This window comes from Citrobacter sp. Cpo071, assembly GCF_030332765.1.
Lineage (GTDB): Bacteria > Pseudomonadota > Gammaproteobacteria > Enterobacterales > Enterobacteriaceae > Citrobacter > Citrobacter portucalensis.
The window spans coordinates 131570-147791 of the sequence record NZ_JAOWHE010000085.1; the positions used below are offsets into that span (position 1 = coordinate 131570).

At 53.8% G+C, this 16222-nt stretch carries 19 protein-coding genes; 13 read left to right on the forward strand and 6 right to left on the reverse strand.

Annotated elements, in window-relative coordinates:
• Positions 1–24: 24 nt before the first annotated feature.
• The 3 genes from pyrC to mdtH form a co-directional block, all read right to left on the reverse strand.
• Positions 25–1071, reverse strand: coding sequence for a dihydroorotase (pyrC, locus tag OGY09_RS17740; protein ID WP_032942952.1), 1047 nt, complete (start codon positions 1069–1071; stop codon positions 25–27).
• A gap of 105 nt (positions 1072–1176) precedes the next feature.
• Entirely contained in the window at positions 1177–1737 is a 561-nt protein-coding gene (locus tag OGY09_RS17745) for a lipoprotein (protein WP_020996498.1), read from the reverse strand.
• Positions 1738–1851: 114 nt separating this feature from the next.
• Positions 1852–3060, reverse strand: coding sequence for a multidrug efflux MFS transporter MdtH (gene mdtH / locus OGY09_RS17750; protein WP_003832142.1), 1209 nt, complete (start codon positions 3058–3060; stop codon positions 1852–1854).
• 259 nt (positions 3061–3319) lie between these two features.
• Between mdtH and rimJ the strand changes: the two genes are divergently transcribed.
• From rimJ to murJ, 4 genes are all read left to right on the forward strand, one after another.
• Positions 3320–3904: a ribosomal protein S5-alanine N-acetyltransferase gene (gene rimJ / locus OGY09_RS17755; RefSeq protein ID WP_003832145.1), complete on the forward strand. Its 585-nt coding sequence runs from the start codon at positions 3320–3322 to the stop codon at positions 3902–3904.
• 34 nt (positions 3905–3938) lie between these two features.
• A complete protein-coding gene (locus OGY09_RS17760) occupies positions 3939–4586 on the forward strand; it encodes a YceH family protein (RefSeq protein WP_032942953.1) in 648 nt (215 codons plus the stop codon).
• A 1-nt stretch (position 4587) separates the two neighbouring features.
• Entirely contained in the window at positions 4588–5511 is a 924-nt protein-coding gene (locus tag OGY09_RS17765) for a Gfo/Idh/MocA family protein (protein WP_032942955.1), read from the forward strand.
• A gap of 222 nt (positions 5512–5733) precedes the next feature.
• A complete protein-coding gene (murJ, locus tag OGY09_RS17770) occupies positions 5734–7269 on the forward strand; it encodes a murein biosynthesis integral membrane protein MurJ (RefSeq protein WP_003832150.1) in 1536 nt (511 codons plus the stop codon).
• A gap of 85 nt (positions 7270–7354) precedes the next feature.
• On the opposite strand, the gene flgN is transcribed toward murJ, so the two are convergent.
• The 3 genes from flgN to flgA form a co-directional block, all read right to left on the reverse strand.
• A complete protein-coding gene (gene flgN / locus OGY09_RS17775) occupies positions 7355–7777 on the reverse strand; it encodes a flagella biosynthesis chaperone FlgN (protein ID WP_003036178.1) in 423 nt (140 codons plus the stop codon).
• A gap of 3 nt (positions 7778–7780) precedes the next feature.
• The gene (gene flgM, locus OGY09_RS17780; RefSeq protein ID WP_032942956.1) at positions 7781–8074 is read right to left on the reverse strand and encodes a flagellar biosynthesis anti-sigma factor FlgM; all 294 of its coding nucleotides are present in this window, start codon (positions 8072–8074) and stop codon (positions 7781–7783) included.
• A gap of 93 nt (positions 8075–8167) precedes the next feature.
• Positions 8168–8827 (reverse strand): flagellar basal body P-ring formation chaperone FlgA, encoded by a 660-nt coding sequence (gene flgA, locus OGY09_RS17785; protein WP_008784358.1) that lies wholly within the window; start codon positions 8825–8827, stop codon positions 8168–8170.
• Between the two features lie 157 nt (positions 8828–8984).
• Here flgA and flgB point away from each other — a divergent pair, with 157 nt between their 5' ends.
• The 9 genes from flgB to flgJ are packed head-to-tail and all read left to right on the forward strand — an operon-like array spanning position 8985 to position 16187.
• Positions 8985–9401, forward strand: coding sequence for a flagellar basal body rod protein FlgB (flgB, locus tag OGY09_RS17790; protein ID WP_003036189.1), 417 nt, complete (start codon positions 8985–8987; stop codon positions 9399–9401).
• A 3-nt stretch (positions 9402–9404) separates the two neighbouring features.
• On the forward strand, positions 9405–9809 hold the full coding sequence (flgC, locus tag OGY09_RS17795) for a flagellar basal body rod protein FlgC (RefSeq protein ID WP_003036191.1): 405 nt from the start codon (positions 9405–9407) through the stop codon (positions 9807–9809).
• Between the two features lie 11 nt (positions 9810–9820).
• Entirely contained in the window at positions 9821–10519 is a 699-nt protein-coding gene (gene flgD / locus OGY09_RS17800; protein ID WP_003832158.1) for a flagellar hook assembly protein FlgD, read from the forward strand.
• A 26-nt stretch (positions 10520–10545) separates the two neighbouring features.
• Complete coding sequence (gene flgE, locus OGY09_RS17805) at positions 10546–11799, forward strand: flagellar hook protein FlgE (protein WP_032942957.1); 1254 nt, start codon at positions 10546–10548, stop codon at positions 11797–11799.
• 20 nt (positions 11800–11819) lie between these two features.
• Positions 11820–12575, forward strand: coding sequence for a flagellar basal body rod protein FlgF (locus OGY09_RS17810; protein WP_003832161.1), 756 nt, complete (start codon positions 11820–11822; stop codon positions 12573–12575).
• Between the two features lie 13 nt (positions 12576–12588).
• Positions 12589–13371 (forward strand): flagellar basal-body rod protein FlgG, encoded by a 783-nt coding sequence (gene flgG, locus OGY09_RS17815; protein WP_003036202.1) that lies wholly within the window; start codon positions 12589–12591, stop codon positions 13369–13371.
• A gap of 57 nt (positions 13372–13428) precedes the next feature.
• Positions 13429–14127, forward strand: coding sequence for a flagellar basal body L-ring protein FlgH (locus tag OGY09_RS17820; protein WP_032934415.1), 699 nt, complete (start codon positions 13429–13431; stop codon positions 14125–14127).
• 33 nt (positions 14128–14160) lie between these two features.
• Positions 14161–15237, forward strand: a complete 1077-nt coding sequence (locus OGY09_RS17825; RefSeq protein ID WP_050579918.1) for a flagellar basal body P-ring protein FlgI — start codon at positions 14161–14163, stop codon at positions 15235–15237.
• Entirely contained in the window at positions 15237–16187 is a 951-nt protein-coding gene (gene flgJ / locus OGY09_RS17830; protein ID WP_286590736.1) for a flagellar assembly peptidoglycan hydrolase FlgJ, read from the forward strand. Before OGY09_RS17825 ends, flgJ begins: the two co-directional genes overlap by 1 nt.
• Positions 16188–16222 lie beyond the last annotated feature (35 nt).

Genomic DNA, 16222 nt, shown 5'->3' on the forward strand with positions numbered 1-16222 from the left:
TCGAATCAGTTGGCTACACTTTTTTTAGCTTTTTACTGACCAGCGTACCGTTTCGCCACCCAGGAAAGGCACCAGCGTATCGTCTTCCAACGCTATGCTCTCAGGAACCAGGTGCTCCACACGTTCCAGCTCAATAAAGGTCTCATTTACCGGCAAACCATAGAACTGTGGGCCGTTGAGTGAGCAGAAGGCTTCGAAATGGTCCAGCGCATTCATCTCTTCAAACACGGTGGCATAGCTGCCTAGTGCGGTCGGTGCATTAAAGCATCCAGCACAGCCACAGCTTGACTCTTTGCGATGACGTGCGTGCGGCGCTGAGTCGGTACCGAGGAAGGCGCGCGTAAACCCGCTGGCAACCAGTTCACGCAGCGCCTGTTGGTGGACGTTACGTTTGAGGATCGGCAGGCAGTACAGGTGAGGACGAATCCCGCCAACCAGCATGTGGTTGCGGTTAAACATCAGGTGCTGTGGCGTAATAGTCGCTGCCAGAAGCTCGTTACCGTCGCGCACGTATTCGGCAGCATCTTTGGTAGTGATATGCTCGAACACTACTTTCAGCGAGGTCAAACGCTGGCGCAGCGGTTCCATCACCGTTTCAATAAAGCGCGCTTCGCGATCGAAAATATCGATATCTGCATGCGTCACTTCGCCGTGCACCAGCAGCGGCATACCCAATTTTTCCATCCTCTCCAGCACCGGCATGATGGCGTCAATAGAGGTTACGCCATGCGTCGAGTTGGTGGTGGCATTGGCCGGATAGAGTTTTGCTGCGGTGAATACGCCTTCGTTAAATCCACGTTCCAGCTCGTTGGGATCCAGCGTATCCGTTAAGTAGCAGGTCATTAATGGTGTGAAGTCGTGTCCAGCAGGTACCGCGTCAAGAATGCGCTGGCGATAAGCGATAGCCGCGTCAACCGTGGTGACGGGCGGTGCCAGGTTCGGCATGACAATGGCGCGACCATAAATTTCACTGGTGTAGGGCACGACAGTTTTTAACATGTCGCCATCGCGAAAGTGAAGATGCCAGTCGTCTGGGCGGCGGATCTTTAAAACCTGGGATGGTGCAGTCATTAATATGCTCCGGCTGAGGATAGTCTTTTTTGCCGGAAACAAAGGATAAGCGGAAACGTTTTCGTTTGCACGAAAAAAAAGGGCGCATCGGCGCCCTCAGTTTTATTAGTCGGTGAACGGGATGATGATTTCCCCCGGTTTCACCTCAATTCCCTTCGCCAGTTTTTTCGCCAGTGCTTCACCCTGGCTACTGTCATCCTGCAGAATGTAGGCTGGCTGCTGGTTGAAATAGTTACGCAGCGACTGGTTTAAATAAGGCATCAGCGTTTGCAGTACCGACTGCATTTTTTCTGGTGTAACGGTCGCATCCACGACTTCCATCTCTTGCAGATAAATTGCGCCTTTCTCTTTGTTGAATACCGGTAAGGCTTTTAACTTCAGCTTCATGGTCGCTTTTTGGCTGCCAAACAGGGAATTCATGTCCAGGTTGGCATCACCGGTCAGCGTCACTTTATTGGGTTCTTCACGGCCAATCTGACTGGCGAGATTATTTAGTACGATGTGTGCTTCAGCAACGCCGGGCAAGCCGATATCTTTAGAAAAGTTATTATGCTTTGCCAGGGCCTGATTAATTTCTTGCTCGCTAACCGTGTATTGCGTGAGTTGATTACAACCAACCAACAGGCCGCTGACAATCAGTGCAGCGGCAAAAAAAAACTTTTTCATGGGGTTCCTCAACATGATGCATGTGGCGTAATCGTGACACAAAGCATCATCGAGTACCAGCGCCCCGGACGCCAGCAGAAAAAACTGAAAAGCGCCCGGAAGCAGGTTCGGCTATCAGGCGTCTGGCTCCAGCATGCCTCTCGTTGGGCGTTTGAGACTGAATTGCCAGCCCAGCGCCAGGAAGGTGATGAGGCCGATAATACCGAGCATCATCCAGGGCAACTCAGGCTGTGCCAGGGCCTTGCCCATATCAAACAGCCAGCCGCCGCCGATATATCCAATTGCGCCACCGATAGCGAGCCCCAGTCGACTGAAGCCCATATAGCTTCCTCGGGCACGTGCATTCGCCAGTGAGGCGCTAAGGGTTTCACGCGCGGGTTCGGCGATGATCGAGCCAATATAGAACGTACAGATCAGGGTGAACAACTGCTGCAAATTCCCCACCAGACCGATCGGCATCATGCTCAGAGACATCACCAGCAGACCGGCCATCAGACGATGTTCAAGGCGAAAACGTTTTTCACTCCAGCGGGCAATTGGGTAGAGCAGCGTCAATGAGAGGCACGCCTCGATGGCATACATCCATTTCACAGCGGCCGGTGAACCTGCGATGTCGTTCACCATGATTGGCAGCATCAGCATCACCTGTACCGCCAGCATGTAATAGCCCGCCAGCGTCAGCACATAGGTGACAAAGCGCTTGTCATGCATCACGTGGCTCATCCCTTCGCGCACTGGAATTTTCACCGTCGACAGCTTCCATGCCGGGAGCAGCCAGGCGTTAAACGCCGCGCACAGAACGAACAAAATTGCGCCGGTGGCACAGACGAGACGAAAATCGTATTGCAATAACCAACTGCCAAGCAACGCGCCAACCACGGCCCCGGCGCTATCCTGCATCATCAGAATAGAGAAAAAGCGCCCACGCTTTTCCGGGCGGATCAGTTTAACCACCAGCGCCGAGCGGGGTGGGTCGAATAGTGTACCGCCCAGTCCGGAGAGAAAGCAGGAAAACCACAGCAGCCACGGCTCATGGGCAATGCCCATGGTGGCGAACCCGGCAGCGCGCATCAGCATGCCGGTGACGATCATCGGTTTTGCACCGAAACGGTCCGCAATAGCACCGCCGAAAATACCCAACCCCTGCTGGATAAATTGACGTAATCCTAGTGCAATACCGACCATCACGGCGGCCCAGCCCATTTGGTCGACGAAACGAATTGAGATCAGCGGGAAAACGACGAAGAAACCCAGCACGACCAGCATATTATCGATGAGAAGGAAGTATTTACCCAGGTTCCTTGCCTGCGAGACTTGCGACATTTCCCCTCCAGGGAAAAACTCGTCACTCTGGATAGAGTTTAAAAGATAAGCACCTCCTATTCTGCGGTGTCGTCATCGCTTTTCCCACCCTTCGCGGGACAATATTTTTTTATCAAAAGTCCGTCTTGATAGAGAGTTTTCATCAAAATGTGTGAATAATTCAAAAAATGGCATTTTGCTCTTTTCACAGGGCGTATTCGCACAGGTATAGTAATGCGAATAGCGTATTGAAGACGTTACGGGAAGGAGTAGGTATAGAATGTTTGGCTATCGCAGTAACGTGCCAAAAGTGCGCTTAACCACCGACCGCCTGGTCGTGCGTTTAGTGCATGAGCGTGATGCCTGGCGTCTGGCAGATTATTACGCAGAAAATCGTCATTTCTTAAAACCCTGGGAACCTATTCGCGATGAAAGCCACTGCTATCCGTCCGGCTGGCAGGCGCGTCTGAGCATGATTTCTGAGTTTCATAAACAGGGCACCGCCTATTATTTTGCGCTGCTCGATCCGGACGAAAAAGAAATTATCGGCGTTGCGAACTTTTCAAACGTGGTGCGGGGATCCTTCCATGCCTGTTATCTCGGCTACTCCATTGCGCAGAAATGGCAGGGGCAGGGGCTAATGTATGAAGCCTTAACCTCGGCCATCCGTTATATGCAGCGCACGCAGCATATTCACCGCATTATGGCTAACTACATGCCACATAATAAGCGCAGCGGTGACCTGCTGGCGCGACTGGGTTTTGAAAAAGAAGGGTATGCCAAAGACTACCTGCTGATTGACGGGCAGTGGCGCGATCACGTGCTGACGGCGTTGACCACATCAGAATGGACCCCCGGCCGCTAAGTTTCAGATGCAGCCATGATTAATGGAGAAGACGATGAAATACGAATTAACCGCCACCGAAGCACGAGTGATTGGCTGTTTATTAGAAAAACAAGTGACCACGCCGGAACAGTACCCACTCTCCGTTAATGGAGTCGTAACAGCCTGCAATCAAAAAACGAATCGTGAACCGGTGATGAACCTGTCGGAATCGGACGTGCAGGAGCAGTTGGATAACCTGGTTAAGCGACATTTTCTGCGCACGGTGAGCGGTTTTGGCAATCGCGTCACGAAATATGAGCAGCGTTTCTGCAACTCTGAATTTGGCAATCTGAAGCTTAGTGCCGCAGAGGTGGCCATAATCACCACACTGCTGCTGCGGGGCGCTCAGACGCCTGGTGAACTGCGTAGCCGCGCATCCCGTATGTACGAATTCAGCGATATGGCCGAAGTGGAGTCGACGCTGGAAAATCTGGCGAACCGGGAAGATGGGCCTTATGTGATCCGCCTGTCGCGTGAGCCGGGCAAACGTGAAAGTCGCTATATGCACCTGTTTTGTGGTGAGGTTGATGAAGCCATTGCCGCGGCAGATGAACTCCCTGTAGCCTCCGGTGATCTGCAGGCGCGCGTGGAAGCGCTGGAAACGGAAGTCGCAGAACTTAAGCAGCGACTTGATTCCTTGCTGGCGCACCTGGGAGACTAACGTGAAAAAATTACGTATCGGCGTAGTCGGCCTGGGCGGTATTGCACAAAAGGCCTGGCTACCCGTGCTAGGCACCTCCGCGGACTGGACGCTGCAAGGCGCCTTTTCACCTTCACGCGATAAAGCACAGCGTATCTGTGACACCTGGCGAATACCCTACGTGGATTCATTGAAGAATCTGGCGCAAACCTGCGACGCGGTTTTCGTCCATTCCAGTACCGCGACGCACTATGCGGTAGTTAGTGAATTGCTGAATGCCGGAGTTCACGTGTGTGTGGATAAACCGCTGGCGGAAAACCTGCACGAGGCTGAGCAACTGGTCGAGCTGGCCGCGCGGAAAAAACTCACGCTGATGGTCGGGTTTAACCGTCGATTTGCACCGCTGTACCAGGATCTCAAAACCCAGTTGGGCACCGCAGCGTCAGTACGAATGGATAAGCACCGTACGGATAGCGTTGGGCCGCACGATCTGCGCTTCACTCTGCTGGACGACTATCTGCACGTGGTCGATACCGCTTTGTGGCTGGCGGGAGGGCAGGCGCAGTTAAATAACGGCACGCTGCTGACCAATGAATCTGGTGCGATGCTCTACGCCGAGCATCATTTTTCTGTCGGTCAAATGCAGATAACGACCAGTATGCATCGCCGTGCCGGTAGCCAGCGCGAGAGCGTGCAGGCGGTGACGGACGGCGGCCTGATTGACGTCACTGATATGCGGGAATGGCGGGAGGAGCGTGGGCAAGGTGTTGTTCATAAGCCGATAGCGGGCTGGCAAACGACCTTAGAACAGCGTGGTTTTGCCGGATGTGCCCGTCATTTCATTGAGTGCGTGCAAAATCAGACGGTTCCCCAGACGGCAGGCGAGCAGGCGCTACTGGCCCAGCGTGTTGTTGAAAAGCTGTGGCGGGAGGCGATGGCTGAATAACCCCCTGTAACATCTGGCGGTAGTAATTCATTGTAATCCAGGTACTATATGCCCACTCAAAATAACACCTCTTTTCAACCATAGGCTGGTTTGTCGGCCTGATAAGGTGCCAGGGTGTCGCCATCAGGCACAGCAAAAGTGTCGGATGGCGGCGAGAATGCCTTATCCGACCTACGGGCAGGTTTGTCGGGGTTTTGCCTCAGAGTCTGGAATACAACATAGATGAATTTATTAAAGTCGCTGGCAGCCGTCAGCTCGATGACGATGTTTTCACGTGTGCTGGGTTTTGCGCGTGATGCGATTGTCGCCAGAATCTTTGGTGCAGGGATGGCGACAGATGCCTTTTTTGTGGCATTCAAACTTCCTAACCTGTTGCGCCGAATTTTTGCCGAAGGCGCATTTTCGCAGGCATTTGTGCCGATTCTTGCTGAGTACAAAAGCAAGCAGGGGGAAGATGCTACCCGCGTGTTTGTTGCCTACGTTTCCGGACTGTTGACGCTGGCGCTGGCCGTGGTGACGGTAGCCGGGATGTTGGCTGCGCCATGGGTGATATTAGTCACCGCGCCGGGATTTGCCGACACAGCGGATAAATTTGCGCTGACCACTCAACTGCTGCGGATCACTTTTCCCTATATTCTACTGATTTCACTGGCCTCACTGGTTGGTGCGATCCTTAATACCTGGAACCGCTTTTCCATTCCTGCGTTTGCCCCGACCTTTCTGAATATCAGCATGATCGGCTTCGCGCTATTTGCGGCACCCTATTTTAACCCGCCAGTGCTGGCGCTGGCGTGGGCCGTTACGGTTGGCGGCGTGCTACAGCTGATTTATCAGCTTCCGCACTTGAAGAAAATTGGCATGCTGGTGCTGCCGCGCGTGAACTTCCGTGATGCGGGGGCGATGCGTGTCGTCAAGCAAATGGGCCCGGCGATCCTTGGGGTATCTGTCAGCCAGATTTCACTGATCATCAATACGATTTTCGCCTCGTTTCTGGCCTCTGGCTCAGTTTCATGGATGTATTATGCCGACCGTCTGATGGAGTTTCCGTCCGGTGTTCTGGGCGTGGCGCTGGGGACTATCCTGCTGCCATCGCTGTCCAAAAGCTTTTCCAGCGGTAATCATGATGAATATTGTCGTCTGATGGACTGGGGCCTGCGCTTGTGTTTCCTGTTGGCATTACCGAGTGCCGTAGCGTTGGGTATTCTGGCCAAACCGCTGACGGTGTCTCTGTTCCAGTACGGTAAATTTACCGCCTTTGATGCCGCGATGACCCAGCGTGCGCTGGTGGCGTACTCGGTAGGTTTGATTGGCTTGATCGTGGTGAAAGTGTTGGCTCCGGGCTTTTACTCGCGCCAGGATATTAAAACGCCAGTGAAGATTGCCATTGTGACGCTGATTATGACCCAGGTGATGAACCTGGCGTTTATCGGGCCGTTAAAGCATGCCGGGCTGTCGCTGTCGATTGGTCTGGCGGCATGTCTGAACGCTTCACTGCTGTACTGGCAACTGCGGAAACAGAAAATCTTTACCCCACAACCGGGCTGGAGCTGGTTCCTGGCGCGTCTGGTGATTTCCGTGCTGGTGATGTCTGCGGTGCTGGTTGGGATGCTCTACATCATGCCGGATTGGTCGCAGGGAACGATGTTGTGGCGTCTGCTGCGTCTGATGGCGGTCGTGGTGGCAGGTATTGCCGCTTACTTCGCAGCACTCGCCGTACTGGGCTTTAAAGTAAAAGAGTTTGTGCGTCGGACGGCGTAAAGGATCAATGCCGGATGGCGGCATAACGCCGTATCCGGCCTACAAAAGGCGTAGGCCTGATAAGCAAAACGTTATCAGGCTGACATCAAATAGAGAATTTTTTCCCGCCGCGGTGCGCAGCAGAGGTTTGACCGTTTGCGCCATACAACGCTGGTTCCTGGTGCGGTTTCAGCACTTGTATTGCTTGTTGATTACGCTCGATCTGCCCTTCCAGCAGCCAACCGTTGTGCTGGTTGAGGTCGCGTAAATGCTGTGTTTTCTTGGTGATAGTCTGCCAGCGTTCAGCAATCTCATCATTGGCGCTGCGCGTGGCGTCATGTTCCAGGCGGCGCTGCTGCTCAAGATAATCAAGGGTTGCCAGCAAGGAGCTTTTTTCTTCTGTAATACGTTGTAGCTGGCTGCCGTTGATATGCCCTGCGGAAAGCTGCTGCTGTTCAGCATCCATTACCGTTTTCAGGTCATTGAGGACGGTCGTCATCTGGTCAAGTATTTCTGACAAACGAGTCATACTTTATTTACTCTGTAGGTAGCTCTGCGCCTCGCGAATCAGCGAGTCGGCAATTTTTCCGGTATCCATTTTCAATTCACCGTTACGGATTGCGGTTTTCAGTGCTTCCACGCGTTCCATATTGATGTCATTGCTGCCGGGCTGCATCAGTTTGGCCTGGGCGTCGCTCAGCATGACGCTGGTGCTGGTGGTCGCGGTGGTTTTTTCCTTCCGCGCTTTTTGTACCGGCGCATCGCTGGTTTCACGCGGCTGAACGGTGCTTACTGGCTTCAATGGTGAGGTACGATCAATGCTCATTTTATTTTTCCTCATCGAGGGGTTACGCTATAGCGGCCCGCTGTAATCATTGGTTGTTTATCTATCGGCACACGCTAAAAAATCTTTAACCTATTATAGGTTAATAAGAATATTCCCATCAGAATCGACGACGCCGCTCACCACCTGGCCTGAAATCATCCGCACTCGCGCATTCTGTGCGACAGCGGCGTTGTTCAGCGCTTTACCTTCGGCATTGACCCGAAATCCATCTCCGTTGGCAATAACCAGTACGCGCTGACCGGCCTTGATCCGCCATGCCTGGCGTAACATCGAAAGCTGTATCGGTTGGCCCGGCACCAGATCGCGCAGGCTCACTGCATCCTGCACCTGACTCATATCCAGCACCGCGCGCGGCGGTAGTTGGTCCAGTCGACCACGTTTCAGCGTTACGCTGGCTGGGGTCAGGGTGCTACCTCGCGCTACGGATGCAGCGGCAACAACGTAGTTTCCTGTCGCCTGCACGTTCACTTGCAGATAACGTTTTTCGTTGGCACAGCGGGCCAGCACATTCACATTGCCCCACAGTTTTGCGCTACCGGACACGCTTAATGCCGGTTGTTCGCAGTTGGGCAATAAGTTTGGTGACGTTCGGATAGTGACTACCACCTCATCGCTAAATCCGGCCAGGCGCTGGGAAAACCATGCCGTTAGCTGCGAATTCAGGTCTTGCGCCAGCGTCATAGGGCTGAACAGCAGTGCTGCCACGACTATTCCACGTTTAAACGTTTGCATCAAAACCTCGCGCTTTTTCAGGTAGTGGCAGGATTTTACCTGTGTGACGCAGTCATCAACGCAACAAATAGCGACGCATTTTGCGTTTATTCCGGCGATAACGCGCGCGTAATGGGATTTAAGCTGTCGGCTGAATTTTGTCATTTGCGGAGGAGATATGCTCGATAAGCTCGACGCCGCCTTACGTTTTCAACAGGAAGCGCTGAATTTGCGCGCCCAACGCCAGGAAATATTGGCGGCCAACATTGCCAATGCCGACACGCCGGGGTATCAGGCGCGCGACCTGGATTTCGCCAGTGAATTAAAAAAAGTCATGGTGCGAGGACGGGAAGAAACCGGCGGCGTTTCGTTGACGCTGACCTCTGCACAACACATTCCGGCCCAGACCGTTTCTGCGCCGTCTACGGAGCTGCTCTACCGTATTCCTGACCAGCCATCTCTTGATGGCAACACGGTAGATATGGACCGGGAGCGCACGCAATTTGCAGACAACAGCCTCAAATATCAAATGGGGCTGACGGCGCTGGGTGGACAAATCAAAGGCATGATGAACGTGCTGCAAGGAGGGAACTAATTCGTGGCGCTGTTAAATATTTTTGATATCGCAGGTTCTGCGCTGACGGCTCAGTCTAAACGCCTGAACGTCGCGGCCAGCAACATGGCGAATGCGGATAGCGTCAGCGGACCCGACGGTCAGCCGTATCGCGCGAAGCAGGTTGTTTTTCAGGTAGATGCTGCGCCAGGTGCGGCAACCGGTGGCGTAAAAGTCGCTGACGTCATTGAAAGTCAGGCACCGGATAAGCTGGTTTATGAACCCGGTAATCCGCTGGCCGATGCGAACGGCTACGTAAAAATGCCGAATGTGGACGTTGTTGGCGAGATGGTCAACACCATGTCTGCCTCACGTAGCTACCAGGCAAACGTCGAAGTGCTCAACACCGTGAAAAGCTTGATGCTTAAAACGCTGACGCTAGGCCAGTAAAGGAGGCGCACATGTCTATTGCTGTAAAAATGAATGACCCGAGCACGACGGGGGTTAATGCCGCCACGGGGAATAGCTCACTGACGGGCAGCAACGCCGCTGACCTGCAAAGCAGCTTTCTTACGCTGCTGGTTGCACAACTGAAAAACCAGGACCCTACCAACCCGCTGCAAAACAACGAACTGACTACCCAGTTGGCGCAAATCAGTACCGTGAGCGGGATTGAGAAGCTGAACACCACGTTAGGGTCAATCTCCGGGCAGATCGACAACAGCCAGTCGCTGCAGGCCAGTACGCTGATTGGCCACGGTGTCATGATCCCGGGTACGACCATTCTGACCGGTAAAGGGACAGAAGAAGGTGCCAAAACTACGACAACACCATTTGGCGTTGAGCTGCAGCAACCGGCAGATAAGGTTACCGCAACCATTACCGATAAAGACGGCAAAGTGGTACGCACCATTGACATTGGTGGATTGAAAGCGGGCGTTCATACCTTTACCTGGGACGGCACCATGACCGATGGCACGGATGCACCAAGCGGTTCTTACAACGTGTCAATTGCTGCCAGTAATGGCGGAACGCAACTGGTGGCCCAGCCGCTTCAGTTTGCGCTGGTGCAGGGCGTTATTCGCAGTAACGGCGGTAATACGCTGGATCTGGGCACCTATGGAACCACCACCCTCGACGAAGTACGGCAGATAATTTAAGCCTTCACACTTATCAGGAGTAAGTCATGGCCTTTTCTCAAGCGGTCAGCGGTCTGAACGCTGCAGCGACCAACCTCGATGTCATTGGTAACAACATCGCCAACTCCGCCACCTACGGTTTTAAATCTGGCACGGCATCTTTTGCCGATATGTTTGCCGGTTCGAAAGTCGGTTTGGGCGTTAAAGTTGCGGGTATTACTCAGGACTTTACCGACGGTACTACCACCAACACCGGACGTGGTCTGGATGTTGCTATCAGCCAGAACGGTTTTTTCCGTATGGTAGACAGCAACGGTTCCGTTTTCTACAGCCGTAACGGTCAGTTCAAGCTCGATGAAAACCGCAATATCGTTAACATGCAGGGGCTGCAGCTGACAGGCTATCCGGCTACCGGTACACCGCCAACAGTTCAGCAGGGTGCGAACCCGGCGCCGATCACCATCCCGAATACGCTGATGGCGGCTAAATCAACTACCACTGCGTCAATGCAGGTCAACCTGAACTCCACTGACAAAGTGCCAACCAAGACCCCGTTTAATCCAAGCGATGCGGATTCCTACAATAAAAAAGGCACCGTTACCGTTTTCGATAGCCAGGGTAACGCTCATGACATGAACATTTTTTATGTCAAAAACGCGCAGAGCAACACCTGGGAAGTCTTCACTCAAGATGCTTCAACCGGCGATCCTGCAAAATCAGCCGGGTTTATGCGCTTTAACGAAAACGGTGTGTTTTTAGGGATTAGCGCCACGGCAGCCGAAGTACCACCGACGGCTCCAGCCGTCTGGCCAAAGGATATCAGAATCGATACAGGGCAGATTAACGGCGCAGATGTCGCTAATTTCTCCCTGAGCTTCCTGAACTCCATGCAGCAGAACACCGGTGCCAACAACATCGTTGCCACGAATCAGAACGGCTACAAGCCGGGCGATCTGGTGAGCTACCAGATTAACAATGACGGTACCGTGGTCGGTAACTACTCCAACGAACAGCAACAGGTTCTGGGGCAGATCGTGCTGGCAAACTTTGCCAACAACGAAGGTCTGGCGTCTCAGGGCGACAACGTCTGGGCGGCGACTCAGTCTTCCGGCGTGGCGCTGCTGGGTACCGCAGGCGAAGGTAACTTCGGCAAGCTGACCAACGGCGCGCTGGAAGCGTCAAACGTGGATTTGAGTAAAGAACTGGTGAATATGATTGTCGCCCAGCGTAACTATCAGTCGAACGCGCAGACCATCAAAACCCAGGATCAGATCCTCAACACGCTGGTCAACCTGCGCTAAGCGCCTGACGGGATGGCTTAATGGATCACGCAATTTATACCGCCATGGGCGCGGCCAGTCAGACGCTGAATCAACAGGCGGTGACGGCCAGCAACCTGGCAAACGCCTCCACGCCAGGGTTTCGTGCGCAGCTCAATGCACTGCGCGCGGTTCCTGTAGAAGGATTGTCTTTACCAACGCGTACGCTGGTGGTGGCCTCCACGCCGGGGGCCGATATGACGCCCGGTCAGATGGACTATACCTCCCGCCCGCTGGATGTGGCGCTGCAACAGGATGGCTGGTTGGCTGTGCAGACTGCGGACGGTAGCGAAGGATATACCCGTAACGGCGCTATTCAGGTAAGCCCAACGGGTGAACTGACTATTCAGGGACACCCGGTAATTGGCGAAGCCGGACCGATAGCCGTACCGGAAGGTTCAGAAGTCACCATTGCGGCGGACGGGACAATTTCTGCACTTAACCCAGGCGATCCGGCTAATACGGTCGCGCCAGTGGGACGGTTGAAGCTGGTGAAGGCTACAGGGCTTGAAGTGCAACGTGGCGATGATGGTATGTTCCGTCTGACCCAGGCCGCGCAGGCTACCCGCGGTGCAACGTTACAGGCCGACCCCAGCATCCGTGTGATGTCGGGCGTGCTGGAAGGCAGTAACGTTAAACCGGTTGCTGCGATGAGCGACATGATCGCCAACGCCCGCCGCTTTGAAATGCAGATGAAAATTATCAGTAGCGTGGATGATAACGCGGGCCGCGCCAACCAACTGCTGTCGATGAGTTAATACAGGACATTTTATGATCAGTTCATTATGGATCGCCAAAACCGGCCTGGATGCGCAGCAAACCAACATGGATGTGATTGCCAACAACCTGGCAAACGTCAGCACCAACGGATTTAAGCGCCAACGTGCCGTATTTGAAGATCTGTTGTACCAGACGATTCGTCAGCCTGGCGCACAGTCTTCTGAACAGACCACACTGCCGTCTGGTTTGCAGATTGGTACCGGCGTACGTCCGGTTGCGACCGAGCGTTTACACAGCCAGGGTAACCTGTCGCAGACCAACAACAGTAAAGATGTGGCGATTAAAGGCCAGGGCTTTTTCCAGGTCATGTTGCCCGATGGTACGTCCGCTTATACCCGCGACGGTTCTTTCCAGGTGGATCAGAACGGTCAGTTGGTGACGGCGGGTGGTTTTCAGGTTCAGCCTGCCATCACCATTCCGGCTAACTCGCTCAGTATCACCATTGGACGTGACGGTATTGTCAGCGTGACCCAACAGGGGCAGGCGGCGCCTGTTCAGGTCGGGCAGCTTAACCTGACAACCTTCATGAACGATACCGGTCTGGAAAGCATTGGTGAGAATCTGTACACCGAAACGCAGTCATCCGGTGCGCCGAATGAGAGCACGCCAGGGCTGAACGGCGCGGGTCTGCTGTATCAGGGCTATGTTGAAACCTCTAACGTCAACGTGGCGGAAGAGCTGGTAAACATGATCCAGGTTCAGCGCGCTTACGAAATCAACAGTAAAGCGGTATCGACCACCGATCAGATGCTGCAAAAACTGACGCAACTCTAAAGTGGAGCCCGGTGGGGTGAAAACCTCACCGGCACACTGATTTTGAAGATGACCGCAATGCGAAAATACGCGCTTCACCCATACCCAATTTTAGCCCTGCTGGTGGTTTCACTAACAGGATGTGCCTGGATCCCGGCCACGCCGCTCGTGCAGGGCGCAACGTCTGCCCAGCCAGTTCCAGGTCCAACGCCGGTGGCGAATGGCTCAATCTTCCAGTCGGCACAACCGATTAACTATGGTTATCAGCCACTCTTTGAAGATCGTCGTCCACGCAATATTGGCGATACGCTGACCATCGTATTGCAGGAAAACGTCAGCGCGAGCAAAAGCTCTTCGGCGAACGCCAGTCGCGACGGCAAGACAAACTTTGGCTTTGATACCGTACCGCGCTATCTGGAAGGATTGTTCGGTAACGAACGTGCAGACGTAGAAGCCTCCGGCGGTAACTCCTTTAACGGTAAAGGCGGCGCGAACGCCAGAAATACCTTCAGCGGTACGCTGACCGTAACGGTCGATCAGGTACTGGTGAATGGCAACTTACATGTCGTGGGTGAAAAACAGATCGCTATAAATCAGGGCACTGAATTCATCCGCTTCTCCGGGGTTGTTAACCCGCGCACCATCAGTGGCAGCAACTCCGTACCGTCAACCCAGGTTGCGGACGCGCGTATTGAGTACGTCGGTAACGGCTACATCAATGAAGCGCAGAATATGGGCTGGTTGCAGCGTTTCTTCCTTAACTTGTCGCCGATGTAAGCGAGGTACCCAGTGTTTAAATCTTTTGTTGGAATGGTACTGGTGCTGATAACCACCTTTGCGCATGCTGACCGTATTCGTGACCTGACCAGCGTTCAGGGCGTGCGGGAAAACTCGTTGATAGGTTATGGGCTGGTGGTGGGTCTGGATGGAACGGGTGACCAGACCACACAGACGCCGTTTACGACGCAAACGCTCAATAACATGCTTTCGCAGTTGGGGATAACCGTGCCAACTGGTACCAATATGCAGCTGAAAAATGTGGCGGCGGTGATGGTTACCGCGTCGTTTCCTGCATTCGGTCGTCAGGGACAAACCATCGACGTAGTGGTCTCCTCTATGGGGAATGCCAAAAGCCTGCGCGGCGGTACGCTGCTGATGACCCCGTTAAAAGGGGTCGATAGTCAGGTATATGCGCTGGCTCAGGGGAATATTTTGGTGGGCGGTGCGGGCGCGGCTGCAGGTGGCAGTAGCGTACAGGTTAACCAGCTCAATGGTGGACGCATTACCAACGGCGCGATTATCGAACGTGAATTACCCAGCCAGTTCGGCGGTGGTAACACCATTAATCTGCAGCTTAATAATGAAGATTTCACGATGGCGCAGCAGATTACCGACACCATCAACCGCGCGCGTGGCTTTGGTAGCGCAACAGCGTTGGATGCCCGAACCATTCAGGTTCGCGTACCAAGTGGCAACAGCTCGCAGGTGCGTTTCCTCGCTGATATCCAGAATATTGAGGTGAACGTCACGCCGCAGGATGCGAAAGTGATTATCAACTCGCGCACCGGATCTGTCGTCATGAACCGTGAAGTGACGCTGGATAGCTGTGCCGTGGCACAAGGCAACTTGTCGATCACGGTGAACCGCCAGGCGAACGTCAGCCAACCGGACACACCGTTTGGTGGTGGACAAACCGTGGTGACGCCACAAACCCAGATTGACCTGCGCCAGAGCGGTGGTTCACTGCAAAGCGTGCGTTCCAGCGCCAACCTGAACAATGTGGTGCGTGCGCTGAATGCGCTGGGGGCAACGCCGATGGATCTGATGTCCATTCTGCAATCGATGCAGAGCGCGGGTTGCTTACGCGCCAAACTGGAAATCATCTAATGATTGGTGACAGCAAACTGCTGACCAGCGCTGCCTGGGATGCGCAATCACTGAACGAACTGAAAGCGAAAGCGGGTCAGGATCCGGCGGCGAATATCCGTCCGGTCGCCCGTCAGGTTGAAGGGATGTTCGTGCAGATGATGCTGAAAAGCATGCGTGAAGCGCTGCCGAAAGATGGCGTGTTTAGCAGCGATTCAACGCGCTTGTATACCAGTATGTATGACCAACAAATTGCGCAGCAAATGACCGCAGGCAAAGGTCTGGGGCTGGCTGAAATGATGGTCAAGCAGATGACTGAAGGGCAAGCGCAACCTGCGGATGACGCGCCGCAGGTGCCGATGAAGTTTTCACTGGAAACGGTGACCAGCTATCAAAATCAGGCATTGACGCAACTGGTCCGCAAAGCCATCCCCCGGGCGACGGAAAGCAATGATGAGCCACTGTCAGGTGACAGTAAAGACTTCCTCGCCCAGCTATCGCTGCCGGCTAAGCTGGCCAGCCAGCAAAGCGGCGTCCCGCATCATCTGATTCTGGCACAGGCGGCGCTGGAATCCGGATGGGGGCAGCGACAAATTCGCCGTGAGAACGATGAACCGAGCTTTAACATTTTTGGCGTGAAGGCTTCAGGAAGCTGGAAAGGTCCAACCACTGAAATCACCACGACTGAATATGAGAACGGTGAGGCGAAAAAGGTGAAAGCCAGATTCCGCGTCTATAGCTCTTACCTTGAGGCGTTGTCGGATTATGTCGGTCTGATATCGCGTAACCCGCGCTATGCGGCAGTGACCGCTGCCGCGACAGCCGAGCAAGGGGCGCAGGCATTGCAAAATGCGGGTTACGCCACGGACCCTAACTATGCGCGAAAATTAACCAGCATGATCCAGCAGTTGAAATCGATGAGTGAAAAAGTGAGCAAAACCTACAGCACGAACATCGATAATCTCTTTTAAATAGCTCAAGTCTACCGACCTGCTGCCGATAATAA